The following is a 25,996-nucleotide window of genomic DNA, read 5'->3' on the forward strand; positions in this document are numbered from 1 at the left end:
CGCCGCCAACCCCCTGTACTTTTTAGACAACGGACCAGGCGATGACCAACTTCAAGCGCAGAACGATGGCCGTGGCGGCCGCCCTGCTGATGGGCGGGGGCTGGGCCTGCACGGACATCACGGCGCCGCCCAAGAGCACGGTGACGGGCGCCAACATCTTCAACGACCCCTCGTCGTACCGGGCCTTTCTGGCCCGCCTGTACGCCGGCCTGGCGGTCACCGGCCAGCAGGGCGGCGCGGGGCGTCCCGACATCACCAGCCCCGACGAGGGCTTCTCGCAGTACGTGCGCCTGTACTGGCAGATGCAGGAGCTGCCCACCGACGAGGCGGTGATCGCCTGGAACGACGCGGGCGTGCAGGAGCTCAACACCCAGATCTGGTCGTCCAGCAACCAGTTCCTGGTGATGATGTACTACCGGATCTACTTCCAGGCCGGGCTGGTGAACGAGTTCCTGCGCGAGACCACGGACGAGAAGCTGGCGTCGCGCAACACGGGCGACGCGCTCAAGGCCGAGATCCGGCAGTACCGGGCCGAAGCGCGCTTCCTGCGCGCGCTGAGCTACTGGCACGGCATCGACCTGTTCGGCGACATTCCGCTGGTGACGGAGGACTTCGCGCTGAACTCGCCCCCGCCCGAGCAGGCGCCGCGGGGCGAGGTGTACGCCTACATCGTGTCCGAGCTGAACGCCATCCGCCCGGAGCTGCCGGCGGCGGGCGCGGGGCAGTACGGCCGCGCGGACCGCGGCGCGGTCGACATGCTGCTGGCCAAGCTGTACCTGAACTCGGTGGTCTACACGGGCACGGCGCGCTGGGCCGAGGCGCGCGCGGCGGCCGAGGCGGTGATCAACTCGGGCGCGTACACGCTGGACGACAACTACAAGCACATCTTTTTGGCCGACAACCACACGTCGCCCGAGATCGTGTTCCCGGTGCCGCAGGACGGCCTGAACTCGCGCTCGTTCGGCGGGACCACCTTCCTGGCGCACGCGTCGGTGGGCGGCAACATGAACAACGACGCCTACGGCCTGAACGGCGGCTGGTGGGGGCTGCGCATGCGTCCCGAGGTGGTGACGCTGTTCCCCGGCGGCGCGGGCTCGGCCGACAAGCGGGCGTCGTCCATCCTGTTCACCAACGGGCAGACGCTGGCGATCACCGACATGCTGAACTTCCAGCAGGGGATCGCGGCGCCCAAGTACCAGAACGTGACGTCAACGGGCGCGCCGGGGTCGGACCGTGAGTTCGTCGACACGGACTATCCCATGTTCCGCCTGGCCGACGCCTATCTGATCTACGCCGAGGCGGTGCTGCGCGGCGGCGGGGGCACGCCGGCGCAGGCGCTGGCGTACGTGAACGCGCTGCGCCAGCGGGCGTACGGCGACGCCAGCGGCAACATCACGCAGGCGCAGCTCACGCTGGACTTCATCCTGGCGGAGCGGGTGCGCGAGCTGTACTGGGAGGGCCACCGCCGGCAGGACCTGATCCGCTTCGACCGCTTTTCGGACAACGGGGTGTGGACCTTCAAGGGCGGCGTGCAGGCGGGCCGCACCACGGAGTCGTTCCGCGACCTGTATCCGCTGCCGGCCTCGGAGCTGCTGGCCAACCCCAACCTGACCCAGAACCCGGGCTACGGGAACTGACCAGGACGCGGGATCATCGCATCCCGCGGACGGAACACGACGCGTGCAGCTTCTCCGCCCCGGCGGCGGGGCTGCACGCGGTTCTGTAGGTACGATCATCGCGCGGCTTTCATCATCCGGATCAATCGCGTTCTTTCGTCCCGCGTCTCCGGCTTTCGGAACGGGGGGCAGGCCGTGGCAAAGACGCGCGGCAGGTGGAGGCGTCGGCCGGCCTTCGCGCGTCATCCGGCGAGTGAGGTGTTGGCCTGTGCGTGCCCTGTAGGGTGAAGCCACGGTCTGTCATTCCGAGGCCCGGCCGCGCTGCAGCCGGACGAATGCCGCACAGGTTGCAGGGCCGAGGAATCTACTGTCGGCCCACTGGAGGCCGGACGCGGTAGCTCGCGCGATACGTGCGGCGGCGAAATCGCCTGACAGGGCCAGTCATGGCTGTCACGGCGGGCCGCGGGGAGGCGGACAATAGATTCCTCGTCGCGCACCGATTCTTTGTGATTGGGCAAGGTGCCGTGCGTGCGCTCCCCTCGGAATGACACTCCGGACTGTGCGAGATTGACTTCCTGAGAGGGTGTTGCTAAACCCCAGACCTCACAAAGAAGCGATGACTTCCTGAGGGAGCGCACACGTGCAACCCGATTCCACACAACCGCCTGCGTGCGACCGAAGGACCTACTCTCCGACGAGGCGGGGCCGGCTCCATGCCGCGGGACCAGCCCCGTCGTTCTGCTGGCGAGGTCCTTCGGTCGGCGCCAAGGTGCAGTGTGCAAGCGAGTTACGGGGTGGCGCCTCCCTCAGGAAGTCAATCACGCCGGGAGGTTTGGCAACACCCTCTGAGGGAGCGCACCACGTGCAACCGGCCGCAACGCCACCCTTTGCGCGCGACCGAAGGACCTGCTCTCCGCCGAGAAGAGCAGGCCCCTCCCGCAGAGATCCCGCCCCACGGTTCTGCCGGCGAGATCCGTCGGTCGGCGCCACGGGTGCATCGTGCGAGCAGGTGCGGAGCGGCGCTTTTCTGGATGGGAAAGGCACTGACCCACACCGATCTGTCATTCCGAGGGAGCGCACGCACGGCACCTTGCCTGATCACGGAACCTGGCGCGCGACCGAGGAATCTACTGTCCGCTTCCTCGTAGCCTGTTGCGAGGCCCCGCACTGGCCCTGTCTGGCGGTTGCGCCGCCGCGGCAATCGTGCTGGCTACCGCGGCGGGCTTCGAGCAGGCCGAGAGCGGATTCCTCGACCCTGCAACCGGTGGACGCGAACATCAGGTGGCAGCGTGGCCGGGCCTCGGAAGGACAGTCCTGCTGCATCCAGCAGGGTGCGCACAGATGAAGCGGATGGATGGCGGGAAGTGTCTCTCCCAAAAAATTTCTCATACACACCGCGTGGGCCATCGGTGACAGCATTCCTGCGGGTTCTTCGCGGGCGGATGGCTACGGCACCGTCGGATCGAGAGGATGGGGTGACGTGATGGGGGGACGATGCCGCGCGGCGGCCGGGCTGCTGGCGCTGCTGCTGTCGAGCGCGTGCGGCGGCAGCGGGGCGACGGCGGGGCCGCCGGTCACGGGGCTGCCGCCGGCGGGGCGGCCGACGCTCCCCGCCGACTACCGGCCCAGCGGCCACGCCGCGGCCGGCGACGTGTTCGTGCACCTGTTCGAGTGGCCGTGGACCGACATCGCCGCCGAGTGCGAGTCCGTGCTGGGGCCGGCCGGCTACCGCGCCGTGCAGGTGTCGCCGCCGCAGGAGCACGCCGTCATCGCCGGCGCGCCCTGGTGGCAGCGCTACCAGCCGGTCAGCTACTCCATCGACCGCAGCCGTTCCGGCACCCGCGCCGAATTCGTGGCGATGGTGCAGCGCTGCCGCGCCGCGGGCGTGGACATCTACGTGGACGCCGTCATCAACCACATGACGGCGGGCGCGGGCACCGGCAGCAACGGCACCGTCTACACGCACTACGCGTATCCCGGCCTGTATACCGTGGCCGATTTCCACGCCCCGTGCGCGGTGAACGACTACTCCAGCGCTGCCAACGTGCAGGACTGCGAGCTGGTCGGGCTGGCGGACCTGCACACGGGGCTGCCGGCGGTGCGGGAGAAGATCGCGGCGTACCTGGCGGAGCTCGCGCGGCTGGGCGTGGCCGGCTTCCGCATCGACGCCGCCAAGCACGTGCAGCCCACGGAGCTGGACTCCATCGTGGGCCGGGTGAACCGCACGCTGGCGGCGGAGGGGCGCCCGCTGCCGTACTGGTTCGCCGAGGTCATCGACAACGGCGGCGAGGGCGTGCGGCGCGACGACTACTATGGGTTGGGATACGCATCGGGCGGCGCGGTGGACATCACCGAGTTCCGTGCGCGCGGGGCGGGCGAGCGGTTCGCGGGCGCGCGGCGGCTGGCCACGCTGCGGGATTTCTCGCCCGCGGCGTGGAGCCTGATGCCCGCGGACAAGGCCGTGGTCTTTCTGCAGAACCACGACACGCAGCGCTCCACCGCACCCGGCGTGGACTATCACGACGGCGACGCGTACCGCCTGGCGCACGTGTGGATGCTGGCGCAGCCGTACGGCTATCCCTCCGTCCTTTCTGGCTACGCCTTCGATCACGCAACCATCCCCGGCCACGACGCGGGCCCGCCCTCCGACGCGTCGGGTGCCACGACCCCCGTCCGCTGCGCCGCGAGGATGGAGTCCGCCTCGATCGGGCAGTGGACGTGCGAGCACCGCGACCCCGCGATTGCGCGGATGGTGGGATTCCGCCGTGCGGTGGCGGGGAGCGACCTGAACCGCTGGTGGGACAACGGCGCCGACGCCATCGCCTTTTCCCGCGGCACCGTGGGATTCGTCGCGATGAGCCGGGAGAGCACGCAGGTGGCCGCGGCCGTCGCCACGGGGCTTCCCGCCGGCAGCTACTGCGACGTGCTCACCGGCGGCCGCACCGGCGCGGCGTGCGCGGGAACGCGGATCGAGGTGGATGCGGGCGGCACTGTGCAGCTGAACCTGGCGCCGAATACCGCCATCGCCATCCACGCGGGCACGCGGCTGTGATGATGTGTGTTGACGTTCCCCCGAACCGGCACGCAAGCTTGACTTCCTGAGGGAGCGCACCACGTGTAACCAGAAGTCACACAACAGATTGCGCGCGACCGAAGGATCTTCTCTCGGACACGGCGGGGCCAGATCCGACTCGCGATCGCGCCCGTTCGTACTGCCGGGCCAGATCCTTCGGTCGGCGGGTGGCAGAGGGTCAGACGCGGCGCCTTGCTCAGAGGGTGTTGCTAAACCCCCAACCTTACAAAGAAGCGATGACTTCCTGAGGGAGCGCATCACGTCCAACCAGAAGTCACACTACAGGTTGCGCGCGACCGAAGGACCTCGTCCCGGTGGCGCAGGGGCCAGATCAGGGCACGGGACCAGCCCCGTCGTTCTGCTGGCGAGGTCCTTCGGTCGGCGCCAGGGTGCAGTGTACAGGCGAGTTACGGGGCGGCGCCTCCCTCAGGAAGTCAATCACGCTGGGAGGTTTGGCAACACCCTCTCAGGAAGTCAAGCGCCTGGGCTGATCCTTGAACGCGGTCTGAGGATGGATGCGGCGCGACCGGCCCCATCCGTCTGCGGTGCGTTGGCGCCGCAGGATCCGCTCTGTTGCACCATCTTTTACGTGACGCGAATGCATCACCTGCTGCGCCTGCTGTCGATCTTCCTGCTCCTCGCCGTTCCGGCCGCCACGCGGGCCCAGGACGCGGGGAGCGCGCGCCCGCAATTTCGCCAGGTTTTTCTGGACGGCGAGGGCGTGGTGCGCTGGACGGACACGCGCGACGAAGTGGTACTGTTCGGGGCCAACTACGCGCTGCCGTCGTCGTCCGACTACCGCGCGGCGGGCTACCTGACGACGGACCGCAAGCGGCTGATCGACCAGGACGTGGCCCACATGGCGCGGATGGGGTGGAACGGCCTGCGCGTGGCCTTCTGGGGCGACTGGCAGAACGCCGACCGCGCAGGCAACCTCATCGAGAACGACCACCTGGACCTGCTGGACTACCTGGTGGCGCGGGCCCGCGAGCGCGGCATCTACATCCTGTTCAACCCCATCCACACCTATCACGCCGGCTGGCCGGACGCGATGGGGGACACGTTTCCGGGGTTTGCCGCGCACACGCCCAAGGACCAGCTGGGGACGGACCCGGCCGCCATCGCCGCGCAGGTCAACTACATCGGGCAGATCCTGCGGCACGTGAACCCGTACACGGGCGTGGCGCTCAAGGACGAGCCGTCGATCCTCTTCATCGAGATGATCAACGAGCCCATCCACCACCCGGAGGACCTGGAGGGCTCGGTCCGCTACATCGACGCGCTGGTGGGCGCCGTGCGCGACGCGGGGAGCCGGGCGATCACCTTTCACAACGTCAGCCAGGACTTCCGCATCGCGGAGGCCATCCGCCGCTCCAGCGTGCAGGGCGCCACCTTCGGCTGGTATCCCACCGGCCTCAACTCCGGCCGCGAGCTGCGCGGCAACTACCTGCGCACGGTGGACGAGTATCCGCAGTTCGCCAATCCCGAGCTGCGGGGGATGCCGCGGCTGGTCTACGAGTTCGATTCGGCGGACCAGCAGACCGGCTACATGTATCCCGCCATGGTGCGGGCCTTTCGCGCGGGCGGCGTGCAGCTGGCGGCGATGTTCGCGTACGACATGCTGCTGACGTCGTCGCGCAACCTGGGATGGCAGACGCACCGGCTGAACCTGGTGTACACGCCGCGCAAGGCCATGAGCGCCGTGATCGCCGCCGAGGCCATGCGACGCCTTCCCCGTGGCGGCGCCGACGTTCCCTATCCGCGGGACACGGTGTTCGGCCCCTTCCGCGTGAGCTACGCCGAAAACCTGAGCGAAATGGCCACGGAGGACGCGTTCCTCCATGCCGGCACCACGGGCACCGCCCCGCCGCGGCCGGAGCGGCTGCGGCGGGTGGCGGGGTACGGCTCGTCGCCGGTGGTGGCGTACGGGGGCGAGGGCGTCTACTTCCTGGACCGCGTCCGCGAGGGCATCTGGCGGCTGGAGCTGTATCCCGACGCCGTGGACGTGGACGATCCGTTCCGGATGCAGCGCGTGGACAAGATCGTCACGCGCGCCATCTACCGCGACTGGCCGATGCGCATCACCCTGCCGGAATTGGGCGCGGCGTTCTCCGTGCAGCCGATCGCCGCCGGGAACGCGGCGCCGTCGCGGGCAGAGGGTGGAGAGTTCAGTGTCCGCCCCGGCGTGTACATCCTCAGCGCCGACGGGCCAATCGATCGCGCGTCGCTCCCGGCGCGCATCGGCCACGTCGGCATCGACGAGTTCCACGCGCCCGCGCCCGATCCGCTCCCCGTGCGCGTCCTCGTCCAGGCGCCGCCGCAGCTGCTGGCGGGGCGGCCGGCGGAGCTGACGGCGCGGGTGGTGAGCGACGTGCGGCCGGACTCCGTCGTGCTGTGGATCCGCCGCACCGGTGTGGGCTGGTTCCGTCCCTTCGCCATGCAGGCGGTGGGCGCGTACGACTACCGCGCCACGCTCCCCGCCGACTCGCTGGCGGAGGGCCCGCACGAGTACGTCGTCAGCGTGCGCCAGGGCGATTCGACGATCACGTATCCCGAGGGCGTGGCCCGCGGCCCGTGGGACTGGGACTTTTCGACGGATGCGTTCTGGCGCACGACGGTGGTGGCGCCCACCGTGCCGCTGCGCCTGCTGTGGCCCGCGGAAGACGCGTCGCGGCTGGCGTTCACCCGCATCGGCGACGCCATCCGCACGGGGATCTTCAGCATCGTCCCCTCCGCGCAGACGGGCGACGCGGCGCTGCACCTGGAGCTGCCGGTGAACGTGGGCGGGTTGAGCCCGGACGACTACACCGCCTCGCTCGTCGTGCGCGACCGCGTGGCGCCACGCGCGGAGACGCTGGCCCGCGCCACCGGCGTGCGCATCCGCCTGCGCGGCGTGGGCCCGCGCCAGACGCTGCACCTGACGCTGATGGAGCAGGACGGCACCAGCTGGAGCGCGGCGATCTCGCCCGATACCACCTGGTCCGAGCGCGTCATCCCCATCACCGGGTTCCGCGCCGCGCGTGGCGTAAAGCTGCCGCTGGGCTATCCGGGAACGTGGAACTACTGGGTGGAGCCGGCCGCGGGGCGCGGCGGCCCCGGCGACGCCCCGCGCCTGCCGGAGCTGGAGCGGCTGCAGCTTTCCCTGCGCCGCGAGCCCGGGATGGACGTGCAGCCGGGGACTTACGGCGTAGAGGTGGAGTCGGTGACGCTGATGTTCGATTGATGCGCTGGGGGCCCTCTCCCCCGCCCGGCCTTTCGCTCGTTCCTCGCGACGGCGGGCGACCCCTCCCCCAAACTGCGGGGGAGGGGTGACGCGCTCGACAGGATGTTCGGAGCGCGATCGAATTCTCCCCTCTCCCCGAGGAACGAGGGGGGGGCGGGGGAGGGGGCCGCGTCGGACGCAGTTCGTCACTGTTCACCGAGCCGCGGATCTGTCCGCAACCCAACCTCCCCCAGCAGTTTTGGGGGAGGTGCGAGCCTAAGCGAGCGGAGGGGGCGCCGCGGACGCAGCCCGGCCCGTGCCGCAGCGCGATCGAATTCTCCCCTCTCCGTGAGGAACGAACGGGGAGGGGCCGGGGGAGGGGCACCGCGTCGGACGCAGTGCGATGCCGGCTGAGACGGCTTGAACCACATCAGGAGAGAGAGTGCAGATGCTGCAGAGAAGGTTGCGGAGCCTGGTTCGCCCCCTGGCGCTCGGAATGGCGCTGTTCGCGGCGCCGGCGGGCGCGCAGGAGGAGCTGCGCGTGTCGTCGCCGGACGCGCGCAACACGGTGACGGTGGGGGTGCGCGAGGGGCGGCTGTGGTATGCCGTGCAGCGCGGCGGCCGGCCCGTGCTGCTCCCCTCGCGCCTGGGCTTTGCCTTTGCCGGCGCCGACACGCTGCGCGACAGCCTGCGCATCACCGGCAGCGCGCGCGACTCCGCGGACGAAAGCTGGACCCAGCCGTGGGGCGAGGTGGCCCGCGTGCGCGACCACCACAACGAGCTGCGCGTGCACGTGGCCGAGGGGCGCGCGCCCGGCCGCCGCTTCGACGTGGTGTTCCGCGCCTTCGACGACGGCGTGGCGTTTCGCTACGAGCTGGGCGAACGCTTCGGCGGCTTCGTGATGATGGAGGAGCTGACCGAGTTCGCCCTGGCCGACAACGGCCGCGCCTGGTGGATCCCCGGCAACCAGCCCGAGCCGGACCGCCAGGAGATCCTCTACTCGTCCTCCCCCGTGAGCCGCGTGGACACGGCCCACACGCCGTTCACCGTGCAGATGACCGACGGCACGCAGGTCGTCATCCACGAGGCCAACCTGGTGGACTACGCCGGGATGTACCTGGCGCGCACCAGCAACCGCACCCTGCAGTCCACGCTGGCCCGCTGGGCCGACGGCGTGGCGGTGCGCGGGAGCGGCCCGTTCGTCACCCCCTGGCGCACCATCCAGCTGGCGGACCGGCCCGAAGACCTGCACCCGTCGCTGCTCACGCTCAAGCTGAACCCGCCCAGCCGCATCGCCGACACGCGCTGGATCACGCCGATGAAGTACAACGGCGTCTGGTGGGGGATGCACATCAACACCGAGACGTGGGGGCAGGGGCCGATCCACGGCGCCCGCACCGACAACGTCAGGCGCTACCTGGACTTCGCCGCCGCCAACGGACTGGGCGGCACGCTGGTGGAGGGGTGGAACCTGGGGTGGGACGAGGACTGGTTCAATACCATGCAGGCCACCTTCTCGTTCACCCAAGCGTACCCGGACTTCGACCTTCCCGGGCTGGCCGCGTACGCGCGCGAGCGGGGGATGACGCTCATCGGCCACCACGAGACCGCGACGAAGATCGACAACTACGAGCGCCAGCTGGACTCGGCCATGGCGCTGTACGAGCGGGTGGGGGTCAGGGCGGTCAAGACCGGGTACGTGGGCGACCGGACGGAGCACGGGCACGCGCACCAGTCGCAGTTCATGGTGCGCCACCACCGGCGGGTCATCGAGACGGCGGCGCGGCACGGCATCATGGTCAACGTGCACGAGCCCATCAAGGACACCGGCGAGCGCCGCACCTGGCCCAACATGCTGTCGCGCGAAGGGTCGCGGGGAATGGAGTACAACGCGTGGGGCGGCGAAGGAGGCAATCCGCCGGAGCACGAGACCATCCTGTTCTTTACGCGGATGCTGTCGGGTCCCATGGACTTTACCCCGGGGATCTTCGACATCCTGATCCAGCGCCCCACCGGCACCCCGCGCCGCCCGGACGAGTCGCGGCCGCGCACCACGCTGGCCAAGCAGCTGGCGCTGTACGTCGTCCTCTACTCGCCGCTGCAGATGGCGGCGGACCTCCCCGAGAACTACGAGGGGCAGCCCGCCTTCCAGTTCATCCGCGACGTGGCGGTGGACTGGGACACCACCATCGTGCTCGACGGGCAGATCGGCGACCACGTGATCGTGGCGCGCAAGCAGAAGGCGCGGGACGCGTGGTTCCTGGGCGCCATCACCGACGAGGAGGCGCGCACCTTCGACGTGCCGCTGTCGTTTCTTCCCGCCGGGCGCGCGTACGTGGCCGAGATCTACGCCGACGGCCCGGGCGCGGACTGGCGCGACAACCCGCTCCCCGTCGCCATCCGCCGGCAGAACGTCGACGCGGGGACCACCCTGCGCATCGAGATGGCGCCCGGCGGCGGACAGGCCGTCCGCATCCGCCCCGCGCCGTAGCTCTTTCCGGGCGGAGCGTACCCGTACCCCATGCGTCCGGGCATTCGGCCGACGGATGGAACGGCACTGGGTACAGAGGAACAGAGGTTCAAAAGAGAGGAGCAGAGACCGTCGTTCGGCCTCTGTTCCTCTCTTTTTTCCTCTGTTCCTCTGTACCCCCATCCTTTTGAGAATCTGGCCCAGGCCTAACTCTCGGGATATCAACCAAATGGATGTTTTGCGTCATTTTATCCGTGCGTGTTTGCGCGTTACTGCCACGATCATGGCCTGACTTTTGAGGACGGTTTACGAGCCGGGTGATTTCCTGAATCCGATGTTTTCCCCCTGCCGGTGGGAAACGATGCTCGCACTCGTTCGGCTGAACGTTTCACGGCGGTATGCGTCGCTGGTGAGCTGCCACGAGACGCTCCCCGCGCGCCCGCTCTGCATGTCGGGAGCGGCGGTGCGGTGCGACGGAATGGAGGCGGTGGACAGGGCCCTGGAATGGCGCCGCGAGTGCCTGGGACGGCAGGCGGCGTTCCCGCTGGCGCTGGTGGTGCCGCGCGACGCCTGCATCGCGCGGCGCATCGCGCTGGAGGCCGTTCCCCTGGCGGGGCTCCTGTTCGAGGACGAGCTGGCCGGCGACCGGCTGCCGGACGAGGTGGTGGAAACCCTGTGGCGCGGCAGCATCCTGCTGCGCCTTGAAGAAGACGTGCTGCGGGATACGGGCGCGCAGCTGAGCCCGGGCGACCGGATGGTGCTGCGCCAGGTGATCGCCGCCGGCGCCGAGGGACGCCGCGCCACCAGCGCCGCCTTTCACGCGCTGATGAGCGAGTCCACCCTGCGGCGCTGGCTGCGCGACCGCGGCCTGCCCCCCGTGGGCACCCTGCTGCGCAGGATGCGGCTCGAGGCCGTGCGCCGCCTGGAAGACGCCGGGATGGACTGCGCCACCGCCAGCCGCCTGTGCGGGTGGAGCGACCCGCGCGCCTCGCGCCTGGCGCGAATTCGCGCCGGATCCCGGCGGCGCGTGCTCGCCGCGACCTAGCACGGAGGGGAGTCGAAGGAATCCGGCTTTCCACCCGGAATCCGGGGAAGATACGGGCCTTGCGCGAAGACGCGGGGGCGCGGAGAGCAGCCGTTCTCCGCGCCTCCGCGCCTCTTTTTGTTCCCGTTTTTTCCGTCCCGCGACGTGACGGATTTTGTGCCTTGCGTGGCAGGTTTTGTGTCTTGTACGGACGAAGGCGCGACTTTACCCTTTTCATCCCGAGCGACGGCAGGCAGCGTCCGGGATACGCCACCGGGTGGAAGATCGATCACGGGTGGCCGGGCGGGCGCGGGCTGGATGATGCGCTTGTAAAGCGACAGGCCGGGAACGTGAACCACACCTAAAGCCGCGTTCGGCACTGCTGTCCGGGTGCCGTGCGTGGAGGAACCACACCTTCTGGCTCAGGAGCGGATCCACATGGCGTCAGCAGCCGGGTCGGGGCGTCTGCGGCACACGGGCAGGGTTCTGCCGCTGCTGGCCCTGCTTGCGGGAGGCGCGTGCGGCGGGGGGGACGGCGGCGGAAAGGCCTCGCTGGGCTCCGTGCCCATCGACGTGGCCTCGGTGGCCAACGCGTTCACGCGCAACACCCCCTCCGTGCGCGGCGAGCCGGGCGACACCATGCGCATGCTGCGCGCCCTGGGCGACACCAACTCGTTCGGCGGCATCGACCGCATCGTGGCGGTGGACGACCGGCTGCTGGTGCTGGACTACCTGATGGATCCGCACATCGCGGTGGTGGACGTCCCCAGCGGGCGGGTGGTGGAGCAGTTCGGGCGCAACGGCGCCGGACCGAAGGAGTTCAAGCGCCCGCACTGGGCCTTCCGCGCCGAGAACCCCGGCGAGGTGTGGGTGTTCGACCCCGGCAACCTGCGGCTCAGCCTGATCGACCTGGACGCCGACGCGGACCACCGCATCAAGCGCAGCATGCCCGTGCCTCCCGAGGCGCCGGTGGAGTCGCCCACGTGGATCGGCGGGTCGCTGGTGGGCAACGGCGTGTTTCCCGACTACACCCTGCTGGTGATGGACACGCGCGGCACCCCGGTGCGCCGCATCGCCGCCGCGCCGCCGTTCTCGTACCGGCAGGTGGAGCACTGGGTGGGGCTGGGCATCCTGAACCGCAGCTTCTTTGCGCACCAGCCCTCCGGCGGCCGAATCGCCATCGCCTACCAGTGGGCCGACCGGCTGGACTTCTTCAGCGCGGACGGGGGATTCCTGGGCACGGCGCGCGGGCCGCGCACCACCCGCCCCAGCTACCGCATCCAGGACGGCAAGTTCTTCTGGAACGAGGAAACCGAGATGGCCTACTGGGCCGTGGCCGCCAGCGACCAGCACGTCCTGGCGCTGCACGCCGGCCCCGCGCCCGACAAGCCGTTCGAGCACTTTCCGTCCAAGCTGCACGTGTTCACCTGGGGCGGCGAGTTCGTGCGGGAGCTGGCCTTCGACCGGCCGGTCTACGGGGTGGCCGTCGCGCCCGACGGCAGGACGCTCTACGCCCCCTACAACGAAGAGGACGGGTCCCAGCGGATCGGCATCTGGCGGCTGCCCTGAGGCTGAGAGGGTGTTGCTGAACCTCAAAATCCATAACGAAGCGGTGACTTCCTGAGGGAGCGCATCACGTCCAGCCAGAAGTCACACTACGGATTGCGCGCGGCCGAAGGACTTCGTCCCGGTGGCGCAGGGGCCAGATCAGGGCACGGGACCAGCCCCGCCGTTCTGCTGGCGAGGTCCTTCGGTTGGCGCCAGGGTGCAGCGTACAGGCGAGCTGCGGGGCGGCGCCTCCCTCAGGAAGCCAATCCACGCTGGAGGTTTGGCAACACCCGCTGAGGGCGGCGGGACGCGGGAGACACGCCGCGGGCAGGCAGGGCGCGGCGGAGAGAGAGTGAAGAGGACGCGGGGTGTGCGGAGGCGGGGCGGGGGTCCGTCCTTCCATCCGGCCGGCGGAACGGGGCCGGACCGCACCCCCGGTGAGGATAGTCGTGCCGGCGAGGCAACGGGTCCGTGCAATCAACCACGAGTCAGGAGGAACGGCCATGAACAAGCTCACCAAGGGAATCGTCAGCTCCACCACGCTCGCCGGCCTGGCCGCGCTCGCGCCGCTGTCGCTGGACCTGGGCGCCGTGGGCAGCGGCGGATCGCCGGTCCGCATCAACCAGGCGTGCTCGCAGGTCTCCACCAGCTGCAAGGTGCAGTCGGGCTACATCTGCTCCACCGCGCACGGCTACATCACCAACGCCATCTGTGCCACCGGGTGCGGCTCCTGAAGAAGACGTGATTCAACACGCCCGGAGACCGTCCGGGCGCTGACGCACCGCTAGACACACAAAGGCTGCCAGACGCCCGCTGCCTCGCCGGCCCGGACCCTGGCCGCCCATCCACCGGATGGCGCCCCGCCCGCCGCGGACTTCACGCCCGCGGCGGGCGGGGACGGCGCCTGATCGACTTCCCCATCCGCCGCGACACGCATGTCTCCCATCGACGCAAGCCGGCGCATCACCATCGAGGACGTGGAGCCGCGGCTGGAGTGCGGCCGCTACGCCATCAAGCGCGAGGTGGGCGACCCGCTCGAGGTTTCCGCCCGCGTCTTTCGCGAAGGCCACGAGTCGGTGGCCGCGGCGCTGCGCTACCGCACCGAGCGCGAGGACGCGTGGCGCGAGGTGCGCATGCAGGCGCTGGCCAACGACCGCTGGTTCGTCTCCGTGCCCCTGACGGAGAACCTGCGGTACGCGTACGCCGTCGTCGCCTGGACGGACTGGTTCGGCAGCTGGGTGCAGGACACGTACAAGCGCTACGCGGCCGGGCACGACGTGGCCAGCGAGATCGCCGAGGGGCTGGCGCTGGTGCGCGCCGCCGTGGAGCGCGCGCAGGGCGACGACCGCGCGCTGCTGGAGGGGTTCGTCGCCCGCATCGGGGCGGCGGACGGGCGCGACGAGCAGGTGGCGGCGGCGCTGGACGCCGAGCTGTACGAGGTGATGGCCCGCTGGCCCGACCGCCACGACCTGACCTCGTCCGCCGTGCTCGAGGTGCAGGTGGACCGGGAGCGGGCCCGCTTCGCCGCCTGGTACGAGCTGTTTCCCCGCTCCATGGCCGACGACGTGTCGCGCCACGGCACCTTCGACGACGTGATCGCCAAGCTGCCGTACGTGGCGGGGATGGGCTTCGACGTGGTGTACTTTCCCCCCATCCACCCCATCGGCCGCACGGCGCGCAAGGGGCGCAACAACGCGCTGGTGGCGCAGCCGGACGCCCCCGGCTCGCCGTACGCCATCGGCGGCGTGGAGGGGGGGCACACGGCGGTGCACCCGGAGCTGGGCACGCTGGACGACTTTCGCCGGCTGGTGGCCGCGGCGCGCGGGCACGGGCTGGAGGTGGCGATGGACTTCGCCATCCAGGTGTCGCCCGACCACCCGTACGTGCGCGAGCACCCCGGCTGGTTTCACGTGCGCCCCGACGGCACCATCAAGTGCGCCGAAAACCCGCCCAAGCGCTACGAGGACATCTATCCCCTGAACTTCTACGGCGAGGACTGGGAGGCGCACTGGCGCGAGTGGCGCGACGTGGTGCTGTTCTGGGTGGACCAGGGGGTAAAGACCTTTCGCGTGGACAACCCCCACACCAAGCCGGTGCAGTTCTGGGAGTGGATGATCCGCGAGGTGCAGCGCGAGCACCCGGACGTGATCTTTTTGTCCGAGGTCTTCGCCCGCCCGTGGATGATGGCGGCGATGTCCAGGATCGGCTTCACGCAGAGCTACACCTACTTCACCTGGCGCAACACGAAGTCCGAGCTCACCGAGTACCTGACGGAGCTCACGCAGGGCGAGATGAAGGAGTACTTTCGCGGCAACCTGTTCGCCAACACGCCCGACATTCTTTCCGAGTTCCTGCAGCGCGGGGGCCCGCCCGCGTTCCGCATCCGCGCGGTGCTGGCGGCTACGCTCTCGTCGCTGTACGGCATCTACAGCGGCTTCGAGCTGTGCGAAAACCAGGCGTGTCCCGGCAAGAAGGAAGAGTACCAGGATTCCGAGAAGTACCAGCTGCGCGCCTGGGACTGGGACCGGCCGGGAAACATCCGCCCGCTCATCACCCGGCTCAACCAGATCCGGCGCGAGAACGCGGCGCTGCGGGAGTACGACAACCTGCGCTTCTACGACTGCGACAACGACCAGGTGCTGTTCTACGGCAAGGCCACGCCCGACCGGCGCAACATCGTCTTCGTGGCCGTGAGCCTGGATCCGTTCGAGGCGCAGGAGGCCACGGTGCGCTTTCCCCTCAGCGGGATGAGCGTGGCCCCGGACGAGGTGTGGGCGGCCGAGGAGCTGCTGGGCGGCGAGCGGCAGGTGTGGCAGGGCGCCGAGCAGCGGGTGCGGCTGGACCCCGAGAACCCCGCGCGCATCTTCCTGGTGCACGCGTGGCGCGGCTTCGTGGACGGCGCCGACTACCAGTACTTTCCCGACTCGCGCGTCTCGGACGACGTGCGGCAGGAGCTGGCCCGCCACTTCGAGCGGCTGGACCCGGCCCGGGCGCGGCAGTTCATGGAGGCGTCGGAGGACTCGCGGCTCATCACCGCCTTCGACGGGGTGGTCAAGCCGTACGGGCTGCGCTCGGGGAACTTCGCGGACGCGCTGGCGGCGTTCTGGGTGCTCAGCTGGAGCATCGCGCACGGGCGGCAGTACCCGCCGCCGGACCACGTGCGCGCGGCCCGCACCCAGGTGGTGGACGCCGCCGTGGCCACCCCGCCCGAGAAGCAGAAGATGACGGAGGGCCTCATCTACCAGTTCATGTTCCTGCACGCCGACTATCAGGAGGCGCTGGCCGAGGGCGATCCCGAGCGGCTGCAGGCGCTGGCCATGATGGCCCGGCAGGCGGCGGGGAACCTGGACCTGGAGCTGAACCTTCAGCTCACTCCGAACGGCTTTGCGCCGCCGTGACAGGGAATAGGGAATAGGGAATAGGGAACAGGGAATAGGGAATAGGGAATAGGGAATAGGGAATAGGGAATAGGGAATAGGGAATAGCCGGCACGGGCCGGATGCCGCTGCTGCTGGCCCGGTGCAAGGCCATTCCGTTTCAGAGGGTGTTGCTGAACCCCCGGACTCACGAAGAAGCGATGACTTCCTGAGGGAGCGCACCACGTGCGGGGGGCAGGTTCAGCAACACCCTCTCAGCTTCGATGATGCGGGAATCCCGCATCCGGAGGGGCAACTCGGAACCCGGAAAGGAGTCATCGCCATGCAGAAGCGTACGAAGACCATCCTCGGCTCCACGACGCTCGCCGGCCTTGCGGCGCTCGCGCCCCTCACGATGGACCTGGGCGCGCCCGCGCGCGGCGAATCGCCCATCCGCCTGAACCAGGCCTGCGGGCAGGGCGGCAAGTGCGTTCCCGCGCCGGGATACATCTGCATCACGGAGTGGGGCTACATGCCCAACTACATGCTGGTGGATGGAGCCGGGTCCTGAGAGGGTGTTGCCAAACCCTCGAGCTCACAGCGAAGCGTGACTTCCTGAGGGAGCGCACCACGGGTAACCAGAAGCTATACAACTGCCTGCGCGCGACCAAAGGACCTACTCTCGGGCACGATGAGGCCAGATCCAGAGTTGCGATCCAGCCCATTCGTACTGCCGGCTAGATCCTTCGGTTGGCGCCAGGGGGCAGTGTGCAAGCGAGTTGCGGGGCGGCGCCTCCCTCAGGAAGTCAATCACGCCGGGAGGTTTGGCAACACCCTCTGAGGCGCCGGGGAGACAGGCGGTTGCACACCAGGACGGGCGGAGGGATGCGATCACCACCTTCGAAGGAGTCATCGCCATGCAGAAGCGCACGAAGACCATCCTCGGCTCCACCACGCTTGCGGGCCTTGCGGCGCTCGCGCCCCTCACGATGGACCTGGGCGCGCCCGCCCGCGGTGAATCGCCCGTCCGCCTGAACCAGGCGTGCGGGCAGGGCGGCACCTGCGTGCGCGCGCCGGGATACGTCTGCTTCGTCAACGGCGTCGCCTTCTTCGACGTGAAGTGCTCCTGGGGCTGCGGATCGTGAGTGGGAGGGGCACTCCCGCCGACGGGAGCTGACTTCCTGAGCGGGTGGTGCCGGGAGCCGGGCGGCGCTCCCGCACCTGCCGGATGAGGCAAGGTCTGTCATTCCGAGGCCCGGCCACACTGCCGCCGGACGATGACGCCGCGGGTTGCAGGGCCGAGGAATCTACCGTCGGCGCGCGCGAGGCCGGACGCGGCAGCCGCACCCTTGCCGCGGCGGCGAAACCGCTGGACAGGGCCGGTCCGCGGCATCGCGGCAGGCCACGAGGAAACGGAAAGCCGCGCATCCGGCTGCGGCGAACAACCTTCCCCAGCGGTTTTGGGGGAGGTGGCGAGCCTGGGTGAGCCGGAGGGGGCGCCCGCGAGCGCAGCGAGATGCCATTCGGAACGCCACCCTGGCGCCGCCGAGAACATCCACCCGGAACGGGCCTCCCACGGCTCCGGGAGGCCGATTTTGCTCCCGCGCGCACGGAAGAGTTGCGCGCGGGGGCTTTTTGTCCGACTTTGTGACATTACTTTTCTCCGCGTACTACGCACGGCCTCCATCCCCCCGCTCGTGACGTCTTTCTCTGCCCACGTCCGCCGTACCCGCCGCACGCTGATGAGCGGCGCGGGGGCGCTTTCGCTGGTGGCCGCCGCGCCCGGGCACGCGCAGCTCACCCTGCGGCTGACCGGGCTTCCCGCGGGCACGCCGGCGGGCGCGGACATCTACGTGGCGGGGAGCTTCAACAGCTGGAACCCGGCCGACGCGGCGTACCGGCTGGCCCAGCAGGGCGGGGAATACGTCCTCACCCTGCCCGGGTCCGTCCGCGGGCCCGTGGAGTTCAAGTTCACCCTGGGCTCGTGGGAGACGGTGGAGATGGACGGGGCGGGGAACGGCGCCGGCAACCGCGCGGTGGTGATCCCCCCGGAGGGCGCCGCGGTTTACCAGGGCACGGTGGCGGCGTGGCGCGACCCCCGGACGGCGCCGGTGGTGCCTTCCACCGCCTCGCCCTCCGTCTCGGTGCTGGACACGGCGTTCGCCATCCCGCAGCTGGGGCGCACGCGGCGGGTGTGGATCTACCTGCCGCCGGACTACGCCACGTCCACCAAGACGTACCCCGTCCTGTACATGCACGACGGGCAGAACGTGTTCGACGCCGCCACCAGCTACGCCGGCGAGTGGGGGGTGGACGAGACGCTGGACAGCCTGCACGCCGCGGGCGACTGGGGCGCCATCGTGGTGGCGGTGGACAACGGCCAGCAGCGCCGCCTGCACGAGTACTCGCCCTGGACGCACCCGCGCCACGGCGGCGGCGAAGGGGACGCGTACGTCGACTTCCTGGCGCAGACGCTCAAGCCCTGGATCGACGCGCGCTACCGCACCCGGCCGGACCGCATGAGCACCGGCGTGGCGGGAAGCAGCATGGGCGGGCTGATCTCGCTGTACGCCGCGCTCAAGTACCCGGACGTGTTCGGCCGGGCGGGGGTGTTCTCGCCCGCCTTCTGGTTCGCGGCGGATTCCATGTACCGCTACGCCCGCGCCGCGCGGCCGCGAGAGGGGGAGCGCTTCTACTTCGTCACCGGCGCGCGCGAGGGGAGCGAGCCCGAGGTGTACGTGCGCGACCACCGGCGGATGGTGGATACGCTCGCGGCCGCGGGGTTCCGCCCGGACGCGCAGGTGCGGGCCCATGTCCGCGAGGACGGGACGCACTCCGAGTGGTTCTGGCGGCGCGAGTTTCCCGCCGCGTACCGCTGGCTCTTCGGGGGCGATGACGCGGACCCGTGCACCGCGTCCGCCGCTCCCGTGCGCTGACCGCCGTCCATCCGCACCCCCGCAGCCGCCGATGACCCCACGCGGAGCCCGTTCCCTGCGCCGGACCGCGCTGGCCCTGGCCGGCGGCGCGCTGCTGGCCGTGCCCGCCGCCGCGCAGTCCGCCGCGGCGGAGTGGACGCGCGGGGGCACCTGCTACGAGGTGTTCGTCCGCTCGTTCCAGGACAGCGACGGCGACGGGGTGGGCGACCTGAACGGCCTCATCCAGCGGCTGGACTACATCAACGACGGCGATCCCAACAGCCAGCGGGACCTGGGCGCGTCGTGCATCTGGCTGATGCCCGTCGCCGAGTCGCCCAGCTACCACGGCTACGACGTCGTCGACTACTACGCCGTGGACCGCGAGTACGGCACCGCCGACGACTTCCGCCGGCTGACGGCCGAGGCGCACCGGCGCGGCATTCACGTGCTGGTGGACATGGTGCTCAACCACAGCTCCAGCGACCACCCGTGGTTCCAGGAGGCGCTGCGCGATCCCGCTTCGCCCCGCCGCGGCTGGTACCTGTTCAGCGCCCTGCACCCGGGCGTGCGCAACCCGTGGGGAAGCGACAACTGGCACCGCTCGCCCCTGCGCGACGAGTACTACTTCGGGCTGTTCTGGCACGGGATGCCGGACCTGAACGTCGAGAACCCGGAGGTCGTGGCCGAGACGAAGCGGATCGCGGACTTCTGGATCCGGGAGATGGGCGTGGACGGGTTTCGCCTGGACGCCGTGCGGCACCTGGTGGAAGGGGGGCGCGGCGCACAGGTGGAGCACCTGCCCGGCACGCACGTCTTTCTGCGCGACTACGCGGCGCACGTGGCCCGCGTAAAGCCGGACGCGTACACGGTGGGCGAGGTGTGGGACAGTATCGGCGCCATCATGCCGTACTATCCCGACCAGCTGACCAGCCACTTCATGTTCCAGCTGTCGGACGACCTGCTGAACGCGGCCAACACGGGCTCCGCGGCCGGCCTGTTCCACAACTACCTGCGGCTGCAGGACGCGCTGCCGCCGCACCGCTACTCGCCCTTCCTGCGCAACCACGACCAGTCGCGCACCATGACGGTGCTCGCTGGCGACGAGGGCAAGGCGCGGATGGCGGCGGCGCTGCTGCTGACGCTCCCCGGGCTGCCGTTCCTCTACTACGGCGAGGAGATCGGCATCGCGGGCGACAAGCCGGACGAGAACCTGCGCACGCCCATGCACTGGACCTCCGGCGCGGGCGGCGGGTTCACGACGGGCACGCCGTGGCGCGCGCCGCAGGCGGACTGGGCCACGCGCACCGTCGCCGCGCAGGACGCCGACCCCGCCTCGCTGCTGAACGTGCACCGCCGGCTCATCCACCTGCGCAGGCAGAACTCCGCGCTGGCCGCGGGCGAGCTCATTCCGCTCACCGCCAGCAGCGACGCCGTCGCCGCGTTCGTGCGGCGCGACGGCGGGCGCGCGGTGCTGGTGGTGGCCAACCTGGGCGCCGCGCCCCTTTCCGGCGTGGCGCTGAGCTCCGGCTCTGGCGCGCTGCCGGCGGGCAACGGACCGGGCAGCAACCTGCTGGGCGGCCCCGACGCCGCGCCGCTGGCGGTGGGCGCGGACGGCCGCATCCACGGCTACGTCCCGTTCCCCACGCTGGCGCCGATGCAGTTCCAGGTGGTGGAGTTCGCCGCGCGGTGACCGTGAGGCCGTGACCGCAAGGCGTAGCTTCATCCGACACACAAAGGCGTGACTTCCTGAGGGAGCGCACCACGTGTAATCGGAGGCCACGCAACCGCCTGCGCGCGACCGAAGGACCTCCTCTCGGCCCGCGGCCGGGCCGGCTGAAAAGGCATGGGGCCGGCCCTGCGGTTCTGCCGGCGAGGTCCTTCAGTCGGCGCCCTGGATCGGGGCAGGGCCGCGTTCAGCGCGGCGCCTCCCTCAGGAAGTCACTGCGGTGATCGATGTCGGTTCCGGTGACCGACCGAAGTACACGCCCAACCCGTCCCGACCGACCGATGTCCTCCATCCCTCCCGCACCGAGGAACCCGTGACCCAGCGCAGACCGCGGATGAACTTCCGCGAGATGTTCAACATGAACTTCGGCTTTCTGGGCATCCAGTTCGGCTGGGGGCTGCAGCTCGCCAACATGTCCGCGATCTACCAGCGGCTGGGGGCCAGCCCTGACGAGGTGCCGATCCTGTGGCTGGCGGCGCCCGTGACCGGCCTGCTGGTGCAGCCCATCGTGGGCGCGCTCAGCGACCGCACCTGGGGCCGGCTGGGGCGCCGCCGCCCGTACTTCCTGGTGGGCGCCATCCTGGCCAGCATCGCCCTGTTCTTCATGCCCACCTCCAGCGCGCTGTGGATGGCGGCCAGCCTGCTGTGGATCCTGGACGCCTCCATCAACATCAGCATGGAGCCGTTCCGCGCCTTCGTGGCCGACAAGCTGGATGCCGGCCAGCGCACGGCCGGCTTCGTGATGCAGTCGTTCTTCATCGGCATCGGCGCCAGCCTGGCCAACGCGCTGCCGTTCCTGTTCCGCGAGATGGGGGTCACGGGCAACACCGCGAGCGGCATTCCCCTCACGGTAAAGTACAGCTTTCAGGCGGGCGCCGTGGTGTTTTTGCTGGCCGTGCTGTGGACGGTGTTCACCACCAGCGAGCACCCGCCCGAGGACATGGCCGCGTTCGAGCGCGAGCGAAGGGAGCGCAGCGGGGTGGGCGCGCTGTTCGGCGAGATCGGCGGCGCCATGCGCGCCATGCCCCGGACCATGAAGCAGCTGGCCGTCGTGCAGTTCTTTACCTGGCTGGGGCTGTTCTGCATGTGGATGTTCTTTGGCCTGACCGTGGCGACGCACGTGTTCGGCGCCACCGACACGCAGTCGGAGCTGTTCGCGCAGGGAACCGAGTGGGGCGGGCTGATGTTCTCCGTCTACTCCATCGTCTGCTTCGCCGTGGCGTTCCTGCTTCCCAAGGTGGCGGCCGCCACCAGCCGCAAGATGACGCACGCCGCCGCGCTGGTGTGCGGCGCGGCGGGGCTGCTCAGCGTGTACTTCATCCACGACAGGTACCTGCTGGTGCTGACGATGGTGGGGGTGGGCATCGCGTGGGCCAGCATCCTGTCCATGCCCTTCGCCATCCTGGCGGGCGCGCTGCCCGCGCACCGGATGGGTGTGTACATGGGGATCTTCAACTTCTTCATCGTGATCCCCGAGATCCTTGCGTCGCTCACCTTTGGCCGGCTCATCCGCGGCATCTGGGGCGCGGACAATCCCGACGCGTCGCTGTACATGGTGATGATCGGCGGCGTGTCGCTGCTGGTGGCGGCGCTGGCCGTGACGCGCGTGGATGACGTCGGCGAGCCCGACGCCGCCGAGGTGATCGACGCCGACGCGCACGAGCGGCTGACCGTCCAGGGCTCCGTGCAGCCCGTCCCCAGCAGCGGCCTGCAGGGCTGACGAGCGCCGGAGAGAGTCCGCTGCGTGAAGAGACGGCCCCGCATCCGCGGGGCCGTCTTGCGTAGGATCGTCCGCCGCCCCCCCCCCGTGTCACCCTGAAGGGAGAGGGGGTCAACTGCACCATGCGCGCACGGGGGCAGACGGCCATCATGGGCCCGTCCAGCGGATGCCGCCCGCCGGCGCACCTGGACCACGACCACGGCAACGGTTCTCACCAGACCAGAACATCCGCATCCCGTCCGCCCTCCGGCGGAATCGCGGGAGAGGATTTCGACGATAGAGGAGGGACGATGAAGCCACGAATCCATCCCATGCTCCTGGCCTGTGCCCTGCTCGCGGCCCCGGCCGCCGCGCAGCACGAGCACGGATCGGCGCCCGCCGGCGCGAGCGGCACCGTGCCGCTGTACACCAACCTGGGCACCCACCACTACGCCGTCAGCAGCCGCGTGCCGGGTGTGCAGGCGTACTTCGACCAGGGGCTGCGGCTGTACTACGCCTTCAACCACGCCGAGTCTGCCCGCGCCTTTGGCGAGGCGGCGCGGCTGGACCCGGAGTGCGCCATCTGCCACTGGGGCGTGGCCATGACGTACGGCCCCAACATCAACGCTCCCATCGACTCCGCCGGCTCGGCCGCGGCGCACGCCCACGCCCGCGAGGCCGTGGCGCGGCAGGCGCACGCAAGCGAATCGGAGCGCGGCCTGATCCGCGCCCTTGCCCTGCGGCACGCCGCGGTGCCGCCGGCCAACCGCGCGCCGCTGGACAGCGCCTACGCCCGGGCGATGGGCGAGCTGGCGGCCCGCTGGCCGGGCGATGACGAGATCGCCACGCTGCACGCGGAAGCGATGATGGACCTGCGCCCGTGGCAGTACTGGACCCGCGACGGCCGCCCTGAGCCGGGGACCGAGACGATGCTGGCGGGGCTGGAGCGGGTGATCGGGCGCAACCCCAACCACCCGGGCGCCTGCCACTTCTACATCCACGCCGTCGAGGCGGTGCACCCGGAGCGCGCCGTCGCCTGCGCCGAGCGGCTGGCGGCGCTGATGCCCGGCGCGGGGCACCTGGTGCACATGCCGGGGCACATCTACGTCCGCGTGGGCCGCTACGCCGACGCCATCCGCGCCAACGAGCACGCCACCCACGCGGACGAGACCTTTGTCCGCGACCAGCGGCCGGAGGCGGGCATCTACACGGTGGGATACGTCCCGCACAACTACGACTTCCTTGCCTTTGCCGCGTCAATGGCGGGACGGCGCGAGCAGTCGGTGCAGGCCGCGCGCACGATGCCCGGGCTGATGCCGGACGAGATGCTGCGGGTGCCCGGGATGTCGTTCATGCAGCACCACCTGACGCGCCACCTGCAGGTGCTGGCGCGCTTCGGGATGTGGGACGAGATCCTGGCCGTCCCCGCGCCGCCGGAAGACCTGGTGCACGCGCGCGCGATGTGGGCCTACGCCCGGGGCCGCGCGCTGGCGGCGCGCGGCGACGTGGCGGGCGCCCAGGCGCAGTTGTCCGCCGTGCGCGCGGCCGCGGCGAACCCGGCGGTCGAGGGGATGCGGTTGGAGTTCAACCAGGCGCGCGACGTCCTTTCCATCGCCGCGCACGTGCTGGCGGGACACGTCGACGCGGCGCGCGGCGGCCACGACGCGGCTGTGGCGCACCTCTGGGCCGCCGCGGCGGCGGAAGACGCGCTCGTCTACGGCGAGCCGCCCGAGTGGACGGTCCCCGTGCGGCAGGATCTGGGCGCCGTGCTGCTGGCCGCGGGCCGCCCCGCCGAGGCCGAGGCCGCCTTTCGCCAGGACCTGGCCCGCTTTCCGGAGAATGGGTGGTCGCTGCACGGGCTGGCCGCCGCCCTGCGCGCGCAGGGCAGGACGGCGGAAGCGGAACAGGCGCAGGCGCGCTTCCGCACCGCCTGGTCCGGCGCGGACGTCCAGCCGCCCGCGCTCGCCGCGCGGTAGGGCGGCGGTCGTCCGGATCCCGGACGGCGGAACCGCGGTTCGGAGACGACGAAACGGCCCCGCCGATGCGGGGCCGTTTCGTTTGCGGGGAGGGATTGACTAGTGTTTACTCTGTTCTCATTATGCGGCCCCTGACTTCCTGAGAGGGTGTTGCTAAACCCCCACCTCACAAAGAAGCGCTGACTTCCTGAGGGAGCGCACCACGTGTAAACCGATTCCACACAATCGCTTGCGCGCGACCGAAGGACCTGCTCTCCGGCGAGGCGGGGCCGGCTCCATGCCGCGGGACCAGCCCTGTCGTTCTGCTGGCGAGGTCCTTCGGTCGGCGCGAAGGTGCAGTGTACAAGCGAGTGACGGGGCGGCGCCTCCCTCAGGAAGTCACTCACGTCGGGAGGTTTGGCAACACCCTCTGAGGGAGGCGCCGCGCTGGCTTTCCGTTGCCGCGGGCCCGGCGCGCCGACCGAAGGACCTCGCTTGCCGCTCGCGCCGGCACCTTGGCGTGGCACCCGCCTCAGCCTCACATCGATCGATGCACAGCTACTGGGTCTACATCGTCGCGAGCCTGCGTAAAACACTGTACATCGGGGTTACGAGCGATCTTCGCCGCCGAATCCAGCAGCACAAGTCGGGATCGATACCCGGCTTCACCAGCAAGTATCGGGTGAACCGGCTGGTGCACTTCGAGGCCTTCGCCGACGTCAACGCGGCGAGGGCGCGTGAGAAGCAGTTGAAGGGCTGGCTGCGCAGGCGGAAGATCGAGCTGATCGAAGGGGAGAATCCCGAGTGGGAAGATCTCGCGGACCGGATCGGCCTTCCGTTGTCCGCCACTGCCGGCGAAGGCCGCTGATCCACCGCTTCGGATGTGCCGGCGTGACCAGTGCCGAGGTCCTTCGGTCGCGCGCCGGCTGCAGCGTAAAGGCTGAATCGGCCGTGAGCGCTCCCTCAGAGGGTGTTGCTAACCCCAACCTCACAAAGAAGCGATGACTTCCTGAGGGAGCGCACCACGGTTAACCCGATTCCACACAACCGCCCGCGCGCGACCGAAGGACCTACTCTCCGGCGAGGCGGGGCCCGGCTTCATGCCGCGGGACCAGCCCTGTCGTTCTGCTGGCGAGGTCCTTCGGTCGGCGCGAAGGTGCAGTGTGCAAGCGAGTTATGGGGTGGCGCCTCCCTCAGGAAGTCAATCATGTCGGGAGGTTTGGCAACACCTTCTCAGGAAGTAACCGCGGGTTTCTGCGCACAACTCCGATGATTGAGGAAGTCACCACGGGTCCATGTGCGAAACCCCAGTGACTTCCTGAGGGAGGCGCCGCGCGGACTTTTCCGATGCACAACCCTCTGGCGCCGACCGAAGGACCTCGTTTGCCCTCGGGCCGACAGATCGGTTTCGG

General features: G+C 70.0%; 15 protein-coding genes. All 15 read left to right on the top strand.

The genetic code is table 11. The features are described 5' to 3' along the window. Window positions 1–41: 41 nt before the first annotated feature. The 15 genes from VGC13_RS23425 (at window position 42) to VGC13_RS23495 (ending at window position 25,452) form a co-directional block, all read left to right on the top strand. Window positions 42–1,637, top strand: a complete 1,596-nt coding sequence (locus VGC13_RS23425) for a RagB/SusD family nutrient uptake outer membrane protein (RefSeq protein WP_331127728.1) — start codon at window positions 42–44, stop codon at window positions 1,635–1,637. 1,462 nt (window positions 1,638–3,099) lie between these two features. Then, window positions 3,100–4,668 carry an alpha-amylase family protein gene (locus tag VGC13_RS23430; protein WP_331127742.1) on the top strand — a complete coding sequence of 523 codons (1,569 nt, stop codon included), beginning with the start codon at window positions 3,100–3,102 and terminating at the stop codon, window positions 4,666–4,668. A 619-nt stretch (window positions 4,669–5,287) separates the two neighbouring features. Continuing rightward, the gene (locus tag VGC13_RS23435) at window positions 5,288–7,912 is read left to right on the top strand and encodes a hypothetical protein (protein ID WP_331127729.1); all 2,625 of its coding nucleotides are present in this window, start codon (window positions 5,288–5,290) and stop codon (window positions 7,910–7,912) included. 427 nt (window positions 7,913–8,339) lie between these two features. Then, window positions 8,340–10,382, top strand: a complete 2,043-nt coding sequence (locus tag VGC13_RS23440) for a glycoside hydrolase family 97 protein (RefSeq protein WP_331127730.1) — start codon at window positions 8,340–8,342, stop codon at window positions 10,380–10,382. 340 nt (window positions 10,383–10,722) lie between these two features. Then, window positions 10,723–11,406 carry a hypothetical protein gene (locus VGC13_RS23445; protein WP_331127731.1) on the top strand — a complete coding sequence of 228 codons (684 nt, stop codon included), beginning with the start codon at window positions 10,723–10,725 and terminating at the stop codon, window positions 11,404–11,406. Window positions 11,407–11,823: 417 nt separating this feature from the next. Next, window positions 11,824–12,954, top strand: coding sequence for a BF3164 family lipoprotein (locus VGC13_RS23450; RefSeq protein WP_331127732.1), 1,131 nt, complete (start codon window positions 11,824–11,826; stop codon window positions 12,952–12,954). Between the two features lie 482 nt (window positions 12,955–13,436). After that, complete coding sequence (locus VGC13_RS23455) at window positions 13,437–13,667, top strand: hypothetical protein (protein ID WP_331127733.1); 231 nt, start codon at window positions 13,437–13,439, stop codon at window positions 13,665–13,667. Between the two features lie 201 nt (window positions 13,668–13,868). Continuing rightward, window positions 13,869–16,331: an alpha-1,4-glucan--maltose-1-phosphate maltosyltransferase gene (locus tag VGC13_RS23460; protein WP_331127734.1), complete on the top strand. Its 2,463-nt coding sequence runs from the start codon at window positions 13,869–13,871 to the stop codon at window positions 16,329–16,331. A 301-nt stretch (window positions 16,332–16,632) separates the two neighbouring features. After that, window positions 16,633–16,860 (top strand): hypothetical protein, encoded by a 228-nt coding sequence (locus VGC13_RS23465; protein ID WP_331127735.1) that lies wholly within the window; start codon window positions 16,633–16,635, stop codon window positions 16,858–16,860. 346 nt (window positions 16,861–17,206) lie between these two features. Continuing rightward, a complete protein-coding gene (locus VGC13_RS23470; protein ID WP_331127736.1) occupies window positions 17,207–17,434 on the top strand; it encodes a hypothetical protein in 228 nt (75 codons plus the stop codon). A 552-nt stretch (window positions 17,435–17,986) separates the two neighbouring features. Then, window positions 17,987–19,225 carry an alpha/beta hydrolase-fold protein gene (locus VGC13_RS23475; protein ID WP_331127737.1) on the top strand — a complete coding sequence of 413 codons (1,239 nt, stop codon included), beginning with the start codon at window positions 17,987–17,989 and terminating at the stop codon, window positions 19,223–19,225. A gap of 31 nt (window positions 19,226–19,256) precedes the next feature. Further along, a complete protein-coding gene (locus tag VGC13_RS23480; RefSeq protein ID WP_331127738.1) occupies window positions 19,257–20,894 on the top strand; it encodes an alpha-amylase family glycosyl hydrolase in 1,638 nt (545 codons plus the stop codon). 349 nt (window positions 20,895–21,243) lie between these two features. After that, window positions 21,244–22,650, top strand: coding sequence for an MFS transporter (locus VGC13_RS23485; RefSeq protein ID WP_331127739.1), 1,407 nt, complete (start codon window positions 21,244–21,246; stop codon window positions 22,648–22,650). 290 nt (window positions 22,651–22,940) lie between these two features. Beyond that, window positions 22,941–24,605 (top strand): tetratricopeptide repeat protein, encoded by a 1,665-nt coding sequence (locus tag VGC13_RS23490; RefSeq protein WP_331127740.1) that lies wholly within the window; start codon window positions 22,941–22,943, stop codon window positions 24,603–24,605. A 529-nt stretch (window positions 24,606–25,134) separates the two neighbouring features. Next, on the top strand, window positions 25,135–25,452 hold the full coding sequence (locus tag VGC13_RS23495) for a GIY-YIG nuclease family protein (RefSeq protein ID WP_331127741.1): 318 nt from the start codon (window positions 25,135–25,137) through the stop codon (window positions 25,450–25,452). Window positions 25,453–25,996: the final 544 nt, after the last annotated feature.

Source organism: Longimicrobium sp. (assembly GCF_036399255.1).
Taxonomy (GTDB): domain Bacteria; phylum Gemmatimonadota; class Gemmatimonadetes; order Longimicrobiales; family Longimicrobiaceae; genus Longimicrobium.